The 17,741-nt window shown below is 38.1% G+C and carries 9 protein-coding genes; 2 read left to right on the forward strand and 7 right to left on the reverse strand.

From position 1 onward, the window contains the following. Window positions 1-2: 2 nt before the first annotated feature. Together CNR22_04875 and CNR22_04880 are read right to left on the reverse strand one after the other, a co-directional pair. Window positions 3-1,862 carry a ferredoxin oxidoreductase gene (locus tag CNR22_04875; GenBank protein PBQ31123.1) on the reverse strand — a complete coding sequence of 620 codons (1,860 nt, stop codon included), beginning with the start codon at window positions 1,860-1,862 and terminating at the stop codon, window positions 3-5. Then, a complete protein-coding gene (locus CNR22_04880; GenBank protein PBQ31124.1) occupies window positions 1,846-3,642 on the reverse strand; it encodes a glutamate synthase in 1,797 nt (598 codons plus the stop codon). Before CNR22_04880 ends, CNR22_04875 begins: the two co-directional genes overlap by 17 nt. A gap of 303 nt (window positions 3,643-3,945) precedes the next feature. On the opposite strand from CNR22_04880, the gene CNR22_04885 reads away from it, so the two are divergent. After that, complete coding sequence (locus CNR22_04885) at window positions 3,946-4,452, forward strand: hypothetical protein (GenBank protein ID PBQ31125.1); 507 nt, start codon at window positions 3,946-3,948, stop codon at window positions 4,450-4,452. 253 nt (window positions 4,453-4,705) lie between these two features. Here CNR22_04885 and CNR22_04890 read toward each other — a convergent pair whose 3' ends face one another. From CNR22_04890 to CNR22_04910, 5 genes are all read right to left on the reverse strand, one after another. Then, window positions 4,706-5,116: a hypothetical protein gene (locus CNR22_04890; protein PBQ31126.1), complete on the reverse strand. Its 411-nt coding sequence runs from the start codon at window positions 5,114-5,116 to the stop codon at window positions 4,706-4,708. A 91-nt stretch (window positions 5,117-5,207) separates the two neighbouring features. Then, window positions 5,208-5,579 carry a hypothetical protein gene (locus CNR22_04895; GenBank protein ID PBQ31127.1) on the reverse strand — a complete coding sequence of 124 codons (372 nt, stop codon included), beginning with the start codon at window positions 5,577-5,579 and terminating at the stop codon, window positions 5,208-5,210. 224 nt (window positions 5,580-5,803) lie between these two features. Continuing rightward, window positions 5,804-6,505 (reverse strand): hypothetical protein, encoded by a 702-nt coding sequence (locus CNR22_04900; protein ID PBQ31128.1) that lies wholly within the window; start codon window positions 6,503-6,505, stop codon window positions 5,804-5,806. Then, complete coding sequence (locus CNR22_04905) at window positions 6,486-9,467, reverse strand: hypothetical protein (GenBank protein ID PBQ31129.1); 2,982 nt, start codon at window positions 9,465-9,467, stop codon at window positions 6,486-6,488. The genes CNR22_04900 and CNR22_04905 overlap by 20 nt, the downstream gene beginning before the upstream one ends. 495 nt (window positions 9,468-9,962) lie before the next feature. Next, window positions 9,963-12,002, reverse strand: coding sequence for a hypothetical protein (locus CNR22_04910; protein ID PBQ31130.1), 2,040 nt, complete (start codon window positions 12,000-12,002; stop codon window positions 9,963-9,965). Between the two features lie 344 nt (window positions 12,003-12,346). On the opposite strand from CNR22_04910, the gene CNR22_04915 reads away from it, so the two are divergent. Next, the gene (locus CNR22_04915) at window positions 12,347-17,497 is read left to right on the forward strand and encodes a hypothetical protein (protein ID PBQ31131.1); all 5,151 of its coding nucleotides are present in this window, start codon (window positions 12,347-12,349) and stop codon (window positions 17,495-17,497) included. Window positions 17,498-17,741: the final 244 nt, after the last annotated feature.

Raw genomic sequence — 17,741 nt, forward strand, 5'->3', positions numbered from 1 at the left:
ATCTATTTTACTTTTTTATTAGTGAACAAATTCTTTACGATCTCAAGTGCAATGTGATGGGCTGTTATAGGAAGGCCATCATAATTTAAAATGGAAATTAGTTTGTTCGGGTCTACTTGCAATTCGATGCTTATAATGCTTTTCATTTGTGCGTCACGGTTCTGCTCGATCACAAAAACTTTTTTATGTGAAGTAATAAATTCTTCTACTGTTTTATTAAAAGGAAAAGAACGTATGCGTAATGCGTCCAAAGTTATTCCCTGCAATTTTAAGTCATCCATTGCTTCTTCCACCGAATAGGCAGAAGTACCAAAAAACAGGACTCCATTTTCAGAACTATTTTTTTCCTGGTAAAGTTCTGGCTTATGAACCATAGTCTTAGAAGTCTCCCATTTTTTCATGAGACGGTCCATGTTTTTTTTGTAAGCATTTCCGTCTTCCGTATAAACTGCATATTCATCACGCGATGTACCGCGCGTAAAATACGACCCTTTGGTAGGATGTGTGCCCGGATAAGTACGGTAAGGTATTCCATCGTTGTCCACGTCTTTATACCGCCCGAAGCGCTCAATTTTTTCAAGCTGCTCCGCGTTTAACACTTTACCTCTTTTGTATTCGCGTTTATCATCCCACTGCAAGGGGGCAGAAATATGGTCATTCATTCCTAAATCTAAATCGGTCATCACAATGATTGGCGTTTGCAGTTCTTCCGCCAGATCAAAAGCATCAGCTGTCATGTCAAAGCACTCCTTAGGCGTGGAAGGAAACAGTAAAACATGTTTAGTATCCCCATGCGAAGCATAGGCAGCCTCCATTACATCCGATTGCTGTGTGCGCGTTGGCATTCCGGTGGAGGGTCCGGTGCGTTGCACATCAATAAGTACAGCGGGAATTTCGGCGAAATAAGCCAGTCCCAGAAATTCATTCATTAACGAAACACCAGGACCGCTGGTGGCAGTAAATGATCTTGCCCCATTCCAGCCGGCACCAATAACCATGCCTATTGCGGCTAATTCATCTTCCGCCTGAACAATGGCCACTTTTCTTTTCCCTGTCTCTTTATCTAAACGCAAGGTGGCCGAATAATCCATAAATGCTTCAACTACAGATGTAGAAGGAGTTATAGGATACCAGGCAGCTACACTCGCGCCGCCATACACGGCTCCTAATCCACACGCAGAATTTCCATCCATTAAAATTGAATCTTTTAATAACTCCCTTCGCTCTACACGCATGTCTAAGGGATATTTAAAATTCTCACGAATATAATCTCCACCTAGTTGTAAGGCTTTAACGTTGGCGGGAATCAATTTTTCTTTTCCTTTGAACTGGTCTGCCAGCAAGCCTTCGAGCACTTCAAATTCAATAGCGAAAAGCGCTGCTAAAGCGCCAACATAAATAATGTTTTTAAATAATTGACGTTGCCGGGGATCTGAATAATTTTCATTACACATATCCATTAAAGGAATCCCTATGTAGTGTATATCAGAGCGCAGATACTCCTCGTTTAATTTTTTAGAGCTATCATATAATAAATATCCTCCGGGCCTTACCGAAGCAATATCAGCCTTCATACTCTGAGGATTCACCGCTACAAGCAGATCAATCCCTTCGCGGCGACCAAGATAACCTTTCTCACTTACACGTACTTCGTACCATGTTGGTAATCCTTGTATATTGGAAGGAAAAATATTTTTTGGTGTTACAGGAATTCCCATCCTGAAAATAGCCTTCGTAAATAAATGATTCGCACTTGCAGATCCTGTGCCATTTACATTTGCAAAACGCACAACAAAATTATTTATTCCGCTGTTTTTAATTGCAGACCCATTGCTGCCGGTTGATTTAGTGCTTGATGACATTCGTACCTCCCACTTTACTTACGTTATAGAAAAATTTCTGCATGTCCCACGCAGCTGTCGGACAACGCTCTGCACACAATCCGCAGTGCAGACAAACGTTTTCATCTTTTACCATGACTCGTTTTGTAGGCAATGTTCCCGAAACATACAGATCCTGATCGAGTTGTAGTGCCGGCGCTTTCAATTTAGAGCGCAAATCAGATTCGTTTTCTTCATTTTCGGTAAATGTGATGCAGGCAGTGGGGCAAACATCCATACAGGCATCACACTCAATGCATTTGGTTTCTGTAAAAACAGTTTGAACATCACAATTCAAACAACGTTCAGCTTCGTTACAAGCCGTCTGAAGATCAAATCCTAATTCAACTTCTTTCTTAATATTTTTTAAGGTCAGCTGTTTGTCTGCTTGAGGTACTGCATAACGCGAATCTGTTGTCACTTGAGAATCATAACTCCATTCGTGAATTCCCATTTTCTGACTCACAAGATTTACATATGGAGCAGGACGTTCGGTAAGCTGATTTTTTTGCTGACACATTAAGTGCATGGAGATCGCAGCCTGGTGTCCATGAGCTACAGCGGTTATCACATTTTTAGGCCCGAAAGCCGCATCACCACCAAAAAAAACCTTAGGATGTGTAGAGGCAAAAGTTTTTTCATTCACTACAGGCATTCCATCTTTATCAAACTCAACACCCATATCCCGTTCTATCCATGGAAAACTATTCTCCTGTCCCACTGCAATTAAAACATCGTCGGCTTCTACAAAAACCTCTGCTTCACCTGTAGGTACAAGTTTACGCTTATTGTTTTCATACACAGCTTTCACTTTTTCAAAAGTCATTCCTTTTAAAACGCCATTCTCCACCACAAAAGATTTCGGAACATGATTATCCAAAATAGGAATGTCCTCATGTTGCGCATCTTCTTTTTCCCAGGGAGAAGCTTTCATTTCCGAAAAAGGGCTTCTAACTAATACCTTCACATGCTCACCGCCAAGCCTGCGGGCTGTGCGACAGCAGTCCATCGCCGTATTCCCACCACCAAGCACTATTACGTTTTTGCCAATACTCTTTGTATGCTCGAAGGCAACAGAACCTAACCAATTAATTCCAATGTGTATGTTTTTCGCTCCTTCTTTTCGTCCGGGTAAATCAAGATCTCTGCCACGCGGTGCTCCTGTTCCAATAAAAACAGCATCGTAACCCGCGTCTAAAATTTCTTTCAGACTTTTCACATACTGATCAAAATGCTGATGAATACCCAGATCAAGAATATAATTTACCTCTTCATTTAAAACAGTTTCAGGTAAACGAAAAGCAGGAATCTGGCTCCGCATAAATCCGCCACCCAGTTTTTGCTGTTCGAATAAATGCACTTCATACCCTTCAGGGGCCAGGTCACGCGCCACAGTGAGCGATGCGGGACCACCACCAATTAACGCCACCTTTTTTCCATTAGATTTAAATGGAGCTTTGGGCATCATATGCTTTACGTCATCCTTATTATCAGCAGCTACTCGTTTTAAACGGCAAATGGCTACGGGCTCTTCTTCCTTAAGCCGGCCTCTCCGGCACGCCGGTTCACATGGCCGGTCGCAGGTTCTCCCTAATACTCCGGGAAAAACATTGGAATCCCAATTGATCATATATGCATCAGAAAACCTTCCTTCGGCAATTAATCGGATATATTGGGGAACTGGAGTGTGCGCAGGACAAGCGTGCTGGCAATCTACTACTTTGTGAAAATACTCGGGATCTTTAATGTCTGTTGCTTTCAAATTCTTAGGATTAATAGGGAATACTAGAGATGCTTAACAATTAAAGGAACGTGTGATATTCTCAAAAATAAGATATTTTTATTAAAAACAAGCATTCAATAAAAATATACAGAGTATTCTTTATCTGGAACAAACCTAAATAGTGCATCACCCTGGCATTTATTCATACTCCTTAAACCGGGCTTCATCTAAAATGGAGGTTCCGCCGCCTTATTTTCATTTTTCTTTTAGGGGCATCACCTTCAAATACCGTCATAGTACAAAACACAGTCATTTAAATAATTACACTAAAAATTAAGGATCATGAAAAATTCAATAATTACATATCTTTTAGGTTTTTTCTTTTTGATTTCCTGCTTTAAAGCTATGAGCAACATCAAACATTTTTCAGATCCGGATGTTTGTCTTGAAATTGACGGTAAAATTTCTAACGCCAACGATGGTGAAGATAAAACGTGTCTTGTAGAGCTTTTCACTGCAAACAATCTGGTAAGTTGGGCAACATTAAAAGACGGAAAAAAGGCTTTTAAATTTGCCCTTAAAAAAAATACAGTTTATACAATCAGAATTTCTAAACGGGGTTACGTTTCGCGTCTTGTTTGCGTAAATACAAAAACAAGTGCAGATCCTGAGGACTTATTCAGTTTCTCGTTCGAAACAAAACTCTTGAAAAATGAAGAAGCTGAAAAAATGAATAAGGAATTTTTAGACCTTCCCATTGCATTAATTTATTTTGACACCAAAAAAGACTGTTTCATCTACGATAGAGAATATACTTCCAAAGTAAAAAAAGAAGTCGCACTGAAATAAACGCATATAGTACAACAGAAGTACAACGTTGAAGTGAAAGCGCCTATGCGATTCTACTTCAGTGTTGTGTAGAGTTGATTGTTTCTAATCCTGGGGGGGCTTATTAACATCAACATAAAAAAGCCCTTGGTAATGGGGCTTTTTTTATTCTTAAAATAGGTCAAATTTATAGCAGTTTGATTAAAAGATCGATAGAGGTTATTTTACGAGATAAAGTTGCTAAAAATAACCAGCTGATCTCCATCGTCCACTATCAAGAAATTATTTCATACTCAAATCTTGAATTACTGGCTATTTCCAATTGCTCACCAAAACTAAAAATATCTTCATCGTCTTCTTCGTAACGCCATACAATACGCACTGTAGTGGTGTTTGATTTAAAAGTATTTACAAGCCTCAGAATATCCAAAAGCATAAGCGTTGAAGACGTATTGGCATAATACATGGAAAGAGTCAGTTTAAGCGAGGAGGGATTTTTTTTAAGGTACTCATTTAACCAGTCTACTATCTCACTATAAAATTTTTGAGCGTGACTCAATGTTGAAACTCCCGAAATACGGAGGTCCCCATTCAAATTTAATTCTACTTTGGGTGTCTGTGATGTAGCCTCTATAAGTAAGTTATCCATTTTTTTTTTGTGCGATGGGTTATAGGTTTGGATCAATCATTTTGTATCTCAAACTTAACTATTGTTTTAAATACAATTCTCATTGGTTTGGTAAATAATGACTGTTGTTAATAAATGAACTGGTAAATTAATATTCTTTATAATTGAACTTTAGCCTGCAAATTTTCTCAAAAAGCTGGCCCGATTCTTTAAGCACCGTATCATCCTTGGGAAACAACCAGTCAATTTCTGTTTTTTGAAAAAAATCATCGTAAGACGAAGCTTCCTTAAATAAACCAAGTAAACTTTTAATAGAAACAGAGTTTAGGCTTTGTAAGTTAATTACAAAAAGCACTTCAGATCTTATTTTCTTATATTTTTTAAATTCATCCGATACGTGCCCATAAAAATACGCAGCATCTTCCGACACAGAATGCCCCTCTATTGAAAATGTATTTGTGCTATAATTAATTACAACCTCAGGTGTTTTTTTTGTCTTGTGTATAATTATAGTTTTCAATCAGATAATCTTATTTACGCTTCCATTATTTTCATTGTGAATTCACTTTACAGGAAATACTGAAAGCCACGTTTTTAGTGAGGCCGCGTAAATTTACATTTAGTTTACAATGAGTCTTAAAAGCATTAACAAATGAGTTAATTGACCAATAACTGAGGTAATTTTTACGATTTTACCTAAAACGCTGACTGAAAATTTAAGATTCTGACAAACTGATTTATTGTCTAAACACTGATTCTACTCGAAAATTCTTTCATCTTTCTTTGAGAAACGGCCACGTGGTGATCATTATTCATTATTAAGATTCCACTGCGCCCTTTTGTGAATTTTTTTATCTGATTAATATTTATGATAAAAGAATGATGACATCTGTAAAAAAATGCCGGCAATATAGATTCATACTCACCAATGTTTTTTGTAGATACGACGGAGTTTTCCTGTGTATGTATAGTTGTATAAGCACCGTCAGCTTCAAGAAACACTATAGTGTCAAACTTTATAAATTCAAGTCCGGCCGATGTGTAAACCGAAAGAAAATTTGCAACTAAATTTAAATCCTTTTTTGCTTCCCGAACAAGTTTAGAAGCTCGGTCAACTGCAGTAATAAATTCCGTTCTGTTAATAGGCTTTAAAATATAATCTATGGCCTGTGCACGCAAAGCCTGAAGAGTGTAATTGTTATGAGCGGTGATAAAGATAACTTCAAATGTTTTTTCGGCCACCCGCTTTAACACATCGAAACCCGTGCCACCTTTAATATGAATGTCTAGAAAAAGAAGTTCGGGTTTTAGCAGATCTATTTGTGCCACAGCTTCTTCAACGTTATCAACAACTGCTATGACTCTGCAATCCGGAAAATTCTCGGAAATATTTTTTTTTAGCAGTTCCTGGCCTGCGATTTCATCTTCAACTATGAGTGTTCTCATTTTCTTTAAGTGGAATAATAAGTGTGACTTTAGTTCCGGTTTCTTTCAAAGATCCAACATGCTTATCATGAGTGGTCAGCTTCACATGAATGCCATAGATATCTTTTATAATACGTATTTTTTCAGACACAATTTCAAGGCCTTTTGAAGTGTGTCTACCAGGACGATTTTTATTAATTTCGAGTGAACGTTCCCGTCCGATACCATCATCTTCAATAGTACAAATAATACTATTATTTTCCAGCACCATAGCGATATCAATTTTACATTTTTTTGACGAATGATTAATTCCGTGCTTAATAGCATTTTCCACAAAGGGTTGAATAAGGTGCGTTGGAATAAGCATGCTTTCAACATTCTCTGTAACGCTTATCGAAAAATCAAATGAAGGATTCATCCTTTGTTTTTCTAATTCAAGATAAGAAGTAATGATTTGAATTTCGTTTTCGATTGTAATAAAACTTTTAGAACCGCTCTCTAAAAAATTCCGAAGCAATTTCGAAAAGTGATCGATATATAAGTCAGCGTTCTTTTGATCGTTAATGGAAAGATAATATTTGATGCTATTAAGCGAATTAAAAACGAAATGTGGATTCATTTGCGCTTGTATAGCTTGTAATTTCAACTCTGCCATTTGCCTTTGCGTTCGTTCGCGTTCCTCAGCTTTGCGCCTGTAATTCTGAAACCTGTAACGTACAGTAATAAATGTAATAGCAATAAAAAATAAAAACGAAGAAATTCTGAACCAGAGCCGCTCATAAAAGTGAGGTTTGATCTCAAAGCGATAGGTACTTACTCTTGGAAAGGGATCATTAAAGGCATCAACAACTCTTACAGAAAAAGTGTATTTGCCGGGTGGAATCAATTTATAAGTAACCGAGGTTTCTTTACTCAGAGAACTCCAATTGGTTGAATGTTCACCGTCGAGTTTATATTGGTAATAAACATTGTATTTGCCTAAAAAACTCGTTGTCGAAAATTGAAATTCTACCGAAAAGGTTTCTCTCTCAAAGCGGTGTTCGCTGCTATCGTAGGCCGTATCATTAATCAGTACCTTATTGATAACGGGAAGTAAATTACGTTTTGAAGGCGTTTCAGGCACAACAATAACAACACCTTGTAAAGAAGGAAAATAAAAATGATTGGATTTTGATTTTAAATAATTATTCTGAAACCCTCCATTAAATTCTGTGTTAAGAATACCGGCTTCTTCATCGTAGTGAAAAGGTACCAGGTACTTTAATTTTCCCTCGTAGAAATCGGCAAGGTCTTTTTCTTTTATACGCCATAAACCATAATTAGATGTCACATACAAATAACCACTATCATCTTTGGCCAGACAAAAAACATTGTCATTTAAGCGTGCATTAGCCATTTTATTTACGCTGGTTAAGTGCTCTTTATAATAGCAGTATAAACCTCCACCATAAGTGCCAATCCACAATCTGCCCTCTGCGTCTTCATAAAAACAGCGCACTTCTTTTCCCAATATCCCTTCTTTCTTGCCGAGGTGGGCAATGCACTTATAAGTACTATCAAGAATGTAAACTCCCTCATTACCTCCCAAACAGAGGTTGCCATTTTTTAACTGATAAAAAGTTATAATTACCTTTTTAACCACATCCGTTAATACAGGTTTAATAGATTTGGATGAAGCTCCACAAGCCGCCCCATTGCTGGTTCCAATCCATATTGTTCCTTTTCGGTCCTTAAAAATTGCATGCACAGCTCCACTTCTAAGCTGTTTTGGAGCACAAATAGAATCAAACCGCTTTCCATTTTTCGCAAGAATCACACCGTTTTTCCACGTACCTATATATAAACACCCATCAATCTCGGCTAGAGAAGAAATGTGAGGCCTGATTTTTATTTTTGGAAAAACAGTATCTATTGCCAGTTTATAAATAATGCCACTTGGGTTAGCCAGCAATGTTTCACCAGACTTTGTACTGATGATTGAGCATAAAGAAGTGTTTTCATCGAAGCCCTGGTCGGTATAATAAGTGTAGCAATTTTTAAAATGAAGTTTTATAAGTCCTTTTTCACCCGTACCAATAAATAGGCAGTCTTCATTAGAATTATAATAGATCGCCTGAAAAAAAACCGAAGGTAAAGCGTTTATCCTTTTGTAAACATCTGTATAGCCTGTAGTGACGGCATAAAGTCCACGAGTGGTAGCTACGTAAAATTCGTTGCGCCCTATAAAATCAAATTGCGAACAATTGGCAAAAATATTTTTTTTAGGAACAGAAAAAACAATTTTACTCGAAGAATCGGAAATCTTATAGATTACTTTGTCGCCGAGGCTGTAAATACAGCTATCGTAAGGACTCTTTTTAAAATAACGGTAGTCTCCAGAACCTATAGCGAAACTTTGTTTGGAGTTGCATTTATACTTCATCAGCCCCTCTTTTGTGCCGGCTAAGAAAAAATTTTTATCATAAAATAGACTCTCCGCGTTTTTAATTTCTGTTGAGGCAATTTTTTTAAATTGAAGCTTTCCGAGATCGGCAGAATAAATTTCTCCAGATTCATTCATACAAAACATACTGTCACCGCTAATACAAAAAGCTCTAAAGTGATTCAAAAGACGGTACTCCGGGTAAAGCAAGTAAGGATGACCATCAACACCTCTTGCAAATAAACGTGCGTATTTGTTGTTCCATAACACTTTAGTATAAAGTTGCGCTTTGTAAGCGTCATCTTTTATAAAAGGTTTAAATTCAGTTCCGTTGTATTCTAAAATCCCCAGGGCTGTTGCTATAATTAAATTGCCATTAGACTTTGGAACTATATCCAGTATTTGACTCTGAGGTAGTCCGTCACGAGTAGAAAACTGCGTGATTGTAAAAGGCATTTTAAAATCAAAACTTTTTTCAAGCAAATACCCTTTTGTTTGAGAATAATGAGAGAAAGAAAAAATAAATAGCAAGCAATAAAAACACAGTTGTCTCACATGCATAAAGCATTTAATGTTGTAGGGGTTGAATCGTAAATTTATAAATTATATTGATAGAAGCCTTATGTAGACTAATTAAACAAAAACATCACTCACTTATCTTTAATTAAACTCATTTATTAATCTAGTAATTCGTTAAAGTGCTTGTTGTGTTCTAAGTAGTTTTGGAATTCAAAAAAAGCGAAATTTTCAAAAGGCAAATTGATTAAATTTTGAATTAGTAACAAGAGTAAAAAACCGGGACTTGATTATTCAATACTAGACTTCTTGACATAAGTTGAATACAGACGATAATTTCTGGTTCTTTTAGATGTATTTTTTCTACCGCCTATTTTTATTTTTTTTCGAAACTCTAGTAAACAAAAAAGGACTCTTGAAATTCAAGAGTCCTTTTAAGATAGGGTTAATTGCTTTGGTTAAGGTAAAAGTAGTAAAATCAACCGATATATTTTTTTCTTCTTGAAAACTTTTAATACAATCTTGAAAAAGCAGCCTTATTTATTTAATTACTTTTTCTTCTTTTAACTGGTACAGTAATTTACGTTCTCCATTATAAGTGGCTGTAATAAATCCATCCTGAATTTTATTCTGTTGAACTTTTCTCAGAAGTTCCAAAGCCTGGTTATACGTATTAAAGCTTCCCATGGTGAAGCGGGTTACACCATCTTTGTCGGTACGGCGAATAATTTTGGGAAGGCCAACTATACGGTTGTAATTAAAATTTTCAGAAAACTTATAAGCTGCTATTTGTACGTTGTATTTTAAGTTGGGTGTTACAACTTCTCCCTGTTCATTTGTAAAAATGGCGTTGTCTACAAAATCCATGTTTGTTTTTTGAAGTTCATCAGGAGTAGTGTTTTTACTTTCGAGGTTTGTTTCGTAACTATTGGAATTAAATTCAGCAAAAACATTCATCACTATAAAAGAATCAATATTCATTGTACTTAAATGAAGAGTTCTCGGGCTAAACTTATCTACCGAAACTACCAGGTCATACTCATCACCTGCCGCCAGGTTGCTCAAAAATTTTCCTGTTACTTTATTCGCACTTACTTTAAAACGCACATCCTTATTATTTAAGTTAGACCGGATTTCAACTTCTGCACCAACAGGTTTTCCATCAACCGTAATAAGTCCTTCAACCTGAAGCAATACTACAGGTCTGCCTGGAATTCCGGGCTCTACCTTATAAATATCCTGCCCTCCGTCGCCGCCTTTTTTGTGTGACGAATAATAAGCTACTTTGCCATCTGATCGCACTACAAAATAATTATCATCATTCGTTGTATTAATCGGTGAACCAAGATTGTAAGGTGTTTGCCAATCTCCATTTATATAATCGCAACGAAAAATATCGTAGCCGCCAAAACTATTTTTATTATTTGATGAAAAAAACAAAATTCTTCCATCAACCGTTACAAAGGGAGCATCTTCGTCATACTTGGAATTAATCTGCGGACCCAGGTTGGTAATATTCGTCCACATATTATCTTTCACACGCTCTGCCGAATAAAGATCTTTTCCTCCATAACCGCCCTTGCGTTCGCTGGCAAAAATAATTTTATCTTCATTTGGGATAAAACAGGCCGAACCATCCCACTCCGGACTGTTTAATTTAATCTGAAGAACAGGCAACGTCCACTTAGAACCATTTAATTGAGAAAGATAAAGATCCCCTTTTCCTTCCCCGCGATTTCTATACATAAATAATTCTGTAGCGTCAGCATTTAAACTAACTGCAGCGTCATGAGTAGCTGTATTCAGTTCGGCAATTCCGGCTGGATCGCTCCATAGTGTATCATTAATTCTTTTCGACATAAATATATCTTCATAATAAAGCTCAACATTTTCTATGTTCCTTATTTTACTTCCCTTTACTACCTGTTTTCCACCCTTAGCTTTAGGACCACGGTAAGTATAAACCAGCATTTCGCCATTAGAAGGAATAAGCGGACAGTATTCATCGGCCTTTGTATTTACAGGCGAACCCAGGTTGGTAATCTTAACGAAACTTTTTTTCTCTTTAAGATCCACTATGTTGTAACAGTGTTGCAGGCTTAAATTGATTTCGTTTAAAAATTTATCGTCCTTTAAGCCTTTTTTCTGTTCACTTTCCAGAGCCTTCTTAAAATACTCAATGGCCTGCGGAATACTATCATTTTTTACAAGTGCATAGGCAAGATTAAAACTGTAACCGGTAATCTCTGCCTCCTTGCTGCCAAGAGCCCGAAGGAGAGACAGCGATTTTTGTTTATTATCCGGATCGTGAGAATAACAAATACCCTTAAGATAATTCAGATAAGGCTGATCTTTAACGCTTATGCTTTCGAAGAGTTCTACCGCCTCATAATATTGAGACTGCAAAAATTTTGTTCTTCCCTCCTTTAAAATTTTAAGATCAGGGGCTTTCAAACCAACGCTTGCATTTTCAAATAAAAACTCATCAGCCTGTGCATGAAGTTCGGGTTGAAGAAGCATAAAAAATAACATCAGCGCGAGCTGGTTCATATAAAATTTAAAATTTTTCATAATAATCATAGAGAAATGGGAGTTGCGAGGCAAAAATAATTTAAAACAGAACGCGTGTAGAAGCGCGCGGACGCAACTTATCAAGAAAGCACTGATGAAAACATGAATTCAAACGACAAAAGAGGAAAATCGTCCTATGAATCAAAAAAAATCTTAAAATTACCGGCACGAAAATTTGTGAGATTATGTGGCTTAAGGAGTAAAATACTTATCCCCTTCTGAATGGATTAGTAAAAGAGCGTTTTGAATGAGTGAATAACTTTGAAACCAGCTACTCATCTCCTAATTTTACTACTAAATAAAAAAGTCCTATAAATTATTTTTGTAGAATTTAACACAAAAAACAAGAAAGCATGAAAAATCTCTTCAAAACTTTGTCTGTAATTGCCCTCTCTCTAAGCTTTGGTCTTAACGCTCAGGTTAATTCCAATAAGGCAAAAACGACAATGGCTCCACAAAACACTGCCAAAGCTTCTTATGTGGCTAACCAGGAATATTTAGCGCCAACTTCCAATACTGGTTTTCAAAGCTATTATGGAGATTCTCTTGCTGGATTCCAGGAAGCTAAAATAAAAGCAGATCTTTTAGGGCAAGGTATAGCGCTTTGGGAGGTAAATATGAAGTTGAAATTATTGAAGCGTAATTATATTAATACCAAATTCAATATCGGACCAAAAAAAGTTCCGGTATTTATGCCGATTTCTAACGGCAAAAAACAATCTACAACTTCGGTTATCAATGGAAAGCCAATAGGTGGAGGCGGAGCCGTTGTTAATGCGACCCCCTGTGTAAATGAAGATTTCGAATCTACTTTACCAGGAGCTTACACAAGTTCTAATGCTGTGACCGGGTGGACTGTTACTGAAAGAAACAATGATGATGCTTGTAATCCAACCAATTGGACAGGCGGCAGCAGTGAGTTTTCGATTGTTGCAACGCCTATCTTAAACTGGTGGGGGTTATTCGCAACAATGGGTGTTATAGGAAACTCTCCATTAGGAGGCTCTAATGTGGCCCAATTAAATGACAGTTTACCGGGTACAACACACATGACCAAAATCTCAACACAATTTCCGGTTACTACTGCAAACACCGTTTTTCAGTTCGCTTATGCCGGTTACTGGGAAGATGGTGGACATAGTTGTTGCCTGGTGCAAGGCCTGAATACGCAACCGGGTTTAAGGGTAGATATGTATGACTGTAGTGGAAATGCTCTACAGTGTTCTTCTATAAATTTCTCCCCTGGTAGTGGCTGTGCAAGCAGTAATGTAACTTTCAGTACTACTGCAAATGCTTCATGGACCAACTGGCAGGTAAAATACATTGACTTAACGCCCTATATTGGAACTTGTATTAGAATTGACATTGCAACTGCCGATTGTTCTGCAAGTGGTCACTGGGGTTCTACTTTAGTGGATGCCAGATGTGGTGGGCAGGTTGTAGGTTCAGGAATGGGTGGCCCTAATGGCGGTAACGTGTCGGGCCCGGTGAGTTTTTGTGCCGGACAAAATGTGGCTCAGATTGCAGCACCTTTAGGATATTCAACTTATCAATGGTATGATGCAAGCGGTATTATTACTGCAGCTAATGGAGGTACCGCCCCTACTTTAACTATCAGCGCTCCTGTGAGTGGTGCCGTTTATACAGTAGAAATGATTTCGCCGGCAGGCTGTATGTTTACTTCTACCAATGCCATAGGTTTTTCAACGGTTAATATTGCCGCTATAGGTTCCTTCTCAACTTGCGCAGGAGGAGCGAGTGGTTCTGCCACAGTCGTCGGTAACGGTAGTGGTACCGGGTATGTTTATACCTGGATAAATGCAGCTAATAATGCTACTATAGGAAATGCTGCAACCGTCAATAACCTGGCTCCCGGTGTATATAGCGTCGTCATCTCGGCCTTTGGGGCCACCGGTTGCGGGCAAGCCACTTCTACCGTACTGGTAAGTACCGCTCCGCCGGGTGTGCAGTTTGTTTTAAAATCGTTTTGCGGAACTGAAGCCTATCTCTGTGCTAATGGTAGTGGTAGTAATTATCAATGGTATACTCCTTCCTTAGCAGCTATTTCGGCTACTGCTGGAGGAACGGCAGCTTGCTATACAGTTAATCCTGCAAGTAATGGAAATATTTACACCATGACTCGTCTCTCTTCACAAGGCTGTCGTGATTCTGTTCAATATTGGCTCACAGCATCTCCTCCGGGCACAATGTATATGAGTAATCTCTCTAAAATCTGTCCGGGTGGTACCAATGGTACTGCAACGGTTACTATCATTCCTGCTGCTAATACTCCTCCGGGTTTTAATACGTATTCGGTAACTGGTACAGGAACAACTTCAGCTTATACTTCCGTTAATGGACCTACAACTTCTAATACTTATAGTTTTGGAGGTCTATCTGCAGGTACTTACACGCTTCGCGGTTTCGATGGGTCTTGTACTTACACTGCCGGATTCTCGCTTGTTCCTCACACATACACTTACAACTTGTCTCAAACAAGTGTGAGTCTGTGTCCAGGCAATAACATACAAGCAGCTGCGGTATTCCCCTCTCCACCTGCTTTTGGTCAATATACGTATTCATGGAGTCCTTCCACTTTCTTAATAGGTGCAAACTCTCAAAATGCTATTATCAGCCCTACATTGGCGGTGGGTGTTACTACAACTATTACCTATTCACTCATTGTAACGCCTACCATTGTAAACTGTCCTATTGTTAAGACATTTACGCTTAAAGCTTACAATCCGGCTATACCTACCTTTTCGTTAATACCGAATTTGTGTAATACGTCTCCATCCATTCAGATTGTGGCTAATCCTCCGGGCGGAGCATTCAGCTCTACTAATAATGCTGTTTCAAGCACGGGTTGGATTACACCTTCGTTATCATCTATATCGTCAGCTACAGCTATGAACAACGTTTTTGGTTATACCGTTACACCTTCTTACAGCTGTTCTGTGAAAACAACTGGTAACTACCAGGTATCTCAGTTCTGGCCTTCTTCCTTAAGTTCAACTGTTCCTCCACTCTGTAGTACTGGACAGCCTTTCAATTTAATGAACATTGTTTCTAATACTCAAAATGGAGCATGGACAAGTACTTTAGGCACAAGTCCAAGTGTAGTTACGGGTTCAAATAGCTTTAATCCTAATAATTTACCCACAGGTACTTATTATATTAGCTATGTAACGCAGTCTACACCTAATCCTACCGTGTGTCCTTCTATTACAACTACTAGTGTATCTGTAACACATACCAGTACACCGCTTATTTATGCTAAACCAGAATTCTGTACAAACAGTGCTCCTTTCACTATGACTGTAAATCCTACAGGTGGTGGCTGGCTGGTTAATAATGGCGCGGTATCTCCTGGCGGTGTGGTTAATCCTACACTGGTTACAGTTCCGGGCATGGTGATTACTTATACAGTAATGGATGGGCCTTGTTTAAACACAAGTACTACTAATTTAACAGTGTCTCGTTTTTATACTGCCGCATTCAGCGCTCCAATACTTGACCAGTGTGGTCCTACCAGCACTCCTATTAATTTAATGAGTTATGTACAGAACACTGTAAATGGTTCCTGGACTCAAGGGGTAAGCATGGGTCAAAACTACATTCCAAATGGTGGAATTATAGGATCTACTTTCTATCCTAACAGCTTGCCTACTGGTGTGTATACCCTTACATACAATACTGTTTCTGCACCTAATACACTTTGTCCTGACCAAAGAACTATCACTGTTTCTGTTCTTAATCCTATTACACCAACCATTACCCAAGTTGGACCATTCTGTAATAATGCAGGAACTGTGCAATTAGTTGTTAATCCAGCCAATACCGGGCAGTGGACTTCCTCTCCGTATGTCTCTTCAAACGGAGTATTTACTCCTTCACTTAGTTCTGTAGGTAATAATGGAATACAATACGTTGTTGGAACCAGTACCTGTAATGTTGAAAATACAAAAGTTATCAGTATTGAGGCTTTTGTACCAGCTACTATCGTAAGTACTATTCCTGATTTATGTAATACAAGTCCTGTTTTAAACCTTACACCATTTACTTTAAGTAATCTTGGTAGCTGGAGCGGTGCTGGTATTTCAGGAACAAGCTTTAACCCTGGAATAGTGGGTGCAGGTCAGTTCGTCTTACAACACAATACTAATTCCTCGCCGTCCGGTATCTGTCCTGATGTGGCAAGTATTTCAGTGAATGTTTACTCTTTAGCAACTCCGGTGGTTAGCCAGGTTGGGCCTTTCTGTAACTCTAGCCTGCCTACGCAATTAGAAGTAACCCCAATAGGTGGATTGTTTGGAGGTCCTAATGTGGGTGTTGTATCTTTCGGCGGTAAATTTAATCCTGCTGCTGCTATTATTGGTAACAATATCATCAACTATAGCATTACCTCAGGGCCTTGCGTTGCTTATGCTCAAACGGTAATTAAAGTAGAGAAATTTGTATCAGCTGATCTTTCAAAACCTGCTGGTCCGTATTGTACTACTACAGATCCTATTAACCTGGATAATTTCGTACAAAATCCAGGTGGACAATGGGAAGCTTTTCAAAGCAGTCCTGGATTGTTAGGTAATATGTTCTATCCTAAGGTAGCAAACCCTAATAACAATAACAGGTATGTGTACGCTACTCACTCTATGCCAACTGCAACTCTTTGTCCGGATACGGCCATGATGAGAATTGAGGTAAGAGAGGCAAGAGAGCCAAAAATAACTGTTACCAAAAATGCAGAATGTGCACCTGTGGAAGTTGTATTTAATGATCCTGGTGTAAATGCAGGGGTAGGTATCTGGACTTTCGAAGATGGTTCTGAACCGGTGCAGGGCTATAATACCACACACGTCTTTACAGTTCCTGGTACTTATGAAGTTCATTATAACTATACAGATGAAATCGGTTGTGTTTCCACTCCTGTAAAAACTCAATCTGTTACCGTTAATGAGGTGCCTAAAGCAGACTTCTCTGTGCCTGAGGAAATTTACATTACCGATCCGCAAATTCAGCTCACCAACTTAACTTCTGTTTTAGGAAATAATACTTACCAATGGAAAATGACAGGGGCTTTAACCACTACAACGGAAGTAAATCCAGCCATCATTGTTCCTAAAATCGGTAAATACCAGATCACTTTAACAGCCACTTCAATTCACGGCTGTACCGATGAGATTACTAAAACAATTGAAGTGAAAAATGTATTCAATGTGTTTATTCCTAACTCGTTCTCTCCTAACTTTGATGGATTAAACGATTACTTCATCCCAGTTTTCTCGAAAGAAGGATTAGATATGAAATCTTTCGAAATGGAAATATTCGACCGTTGGGGACACTCTTTATACCATACCAAAGATGCTACAGCTAAAGGTTGGGATGGATCGGTACAAAACAAAGGAGAGCCTTTAAAAGAAGAAGTTTATATCTACAGAATTAAATACAAAGATTCTGATGGTAACGCTTATAACAAAATGGGACATCTCTCTTTAGTGAAATAATTTTTAAATACCCTCTTAAAAAAAAGCTGCTCAAAGAGCAGCTTTTTTTTTGCCTTTTTTATCAATTTCTTATTAAGATTATCCATCTTATTTGTTCACACTGCTCTATTTTTTTTGGCATTATCTACATACCAATGAGGTTAATTTAAAAGGACCAAAAGCCGATTACCTTTTTAAACGACTTAGTAAAAGATCGTTTTGAATGAGTGAATAACTTTGAACCCAGCTACCCATCCCCTAATTT

It is taken from the genome of Sphingobacteriaceae bacterium (genome assembly GCA_002319075.1).
GTDB lineage: Bacteria > Bacteroidota > Bacteroidia > B-17B0 > Aurantibacillaceae > Aurantibacillus.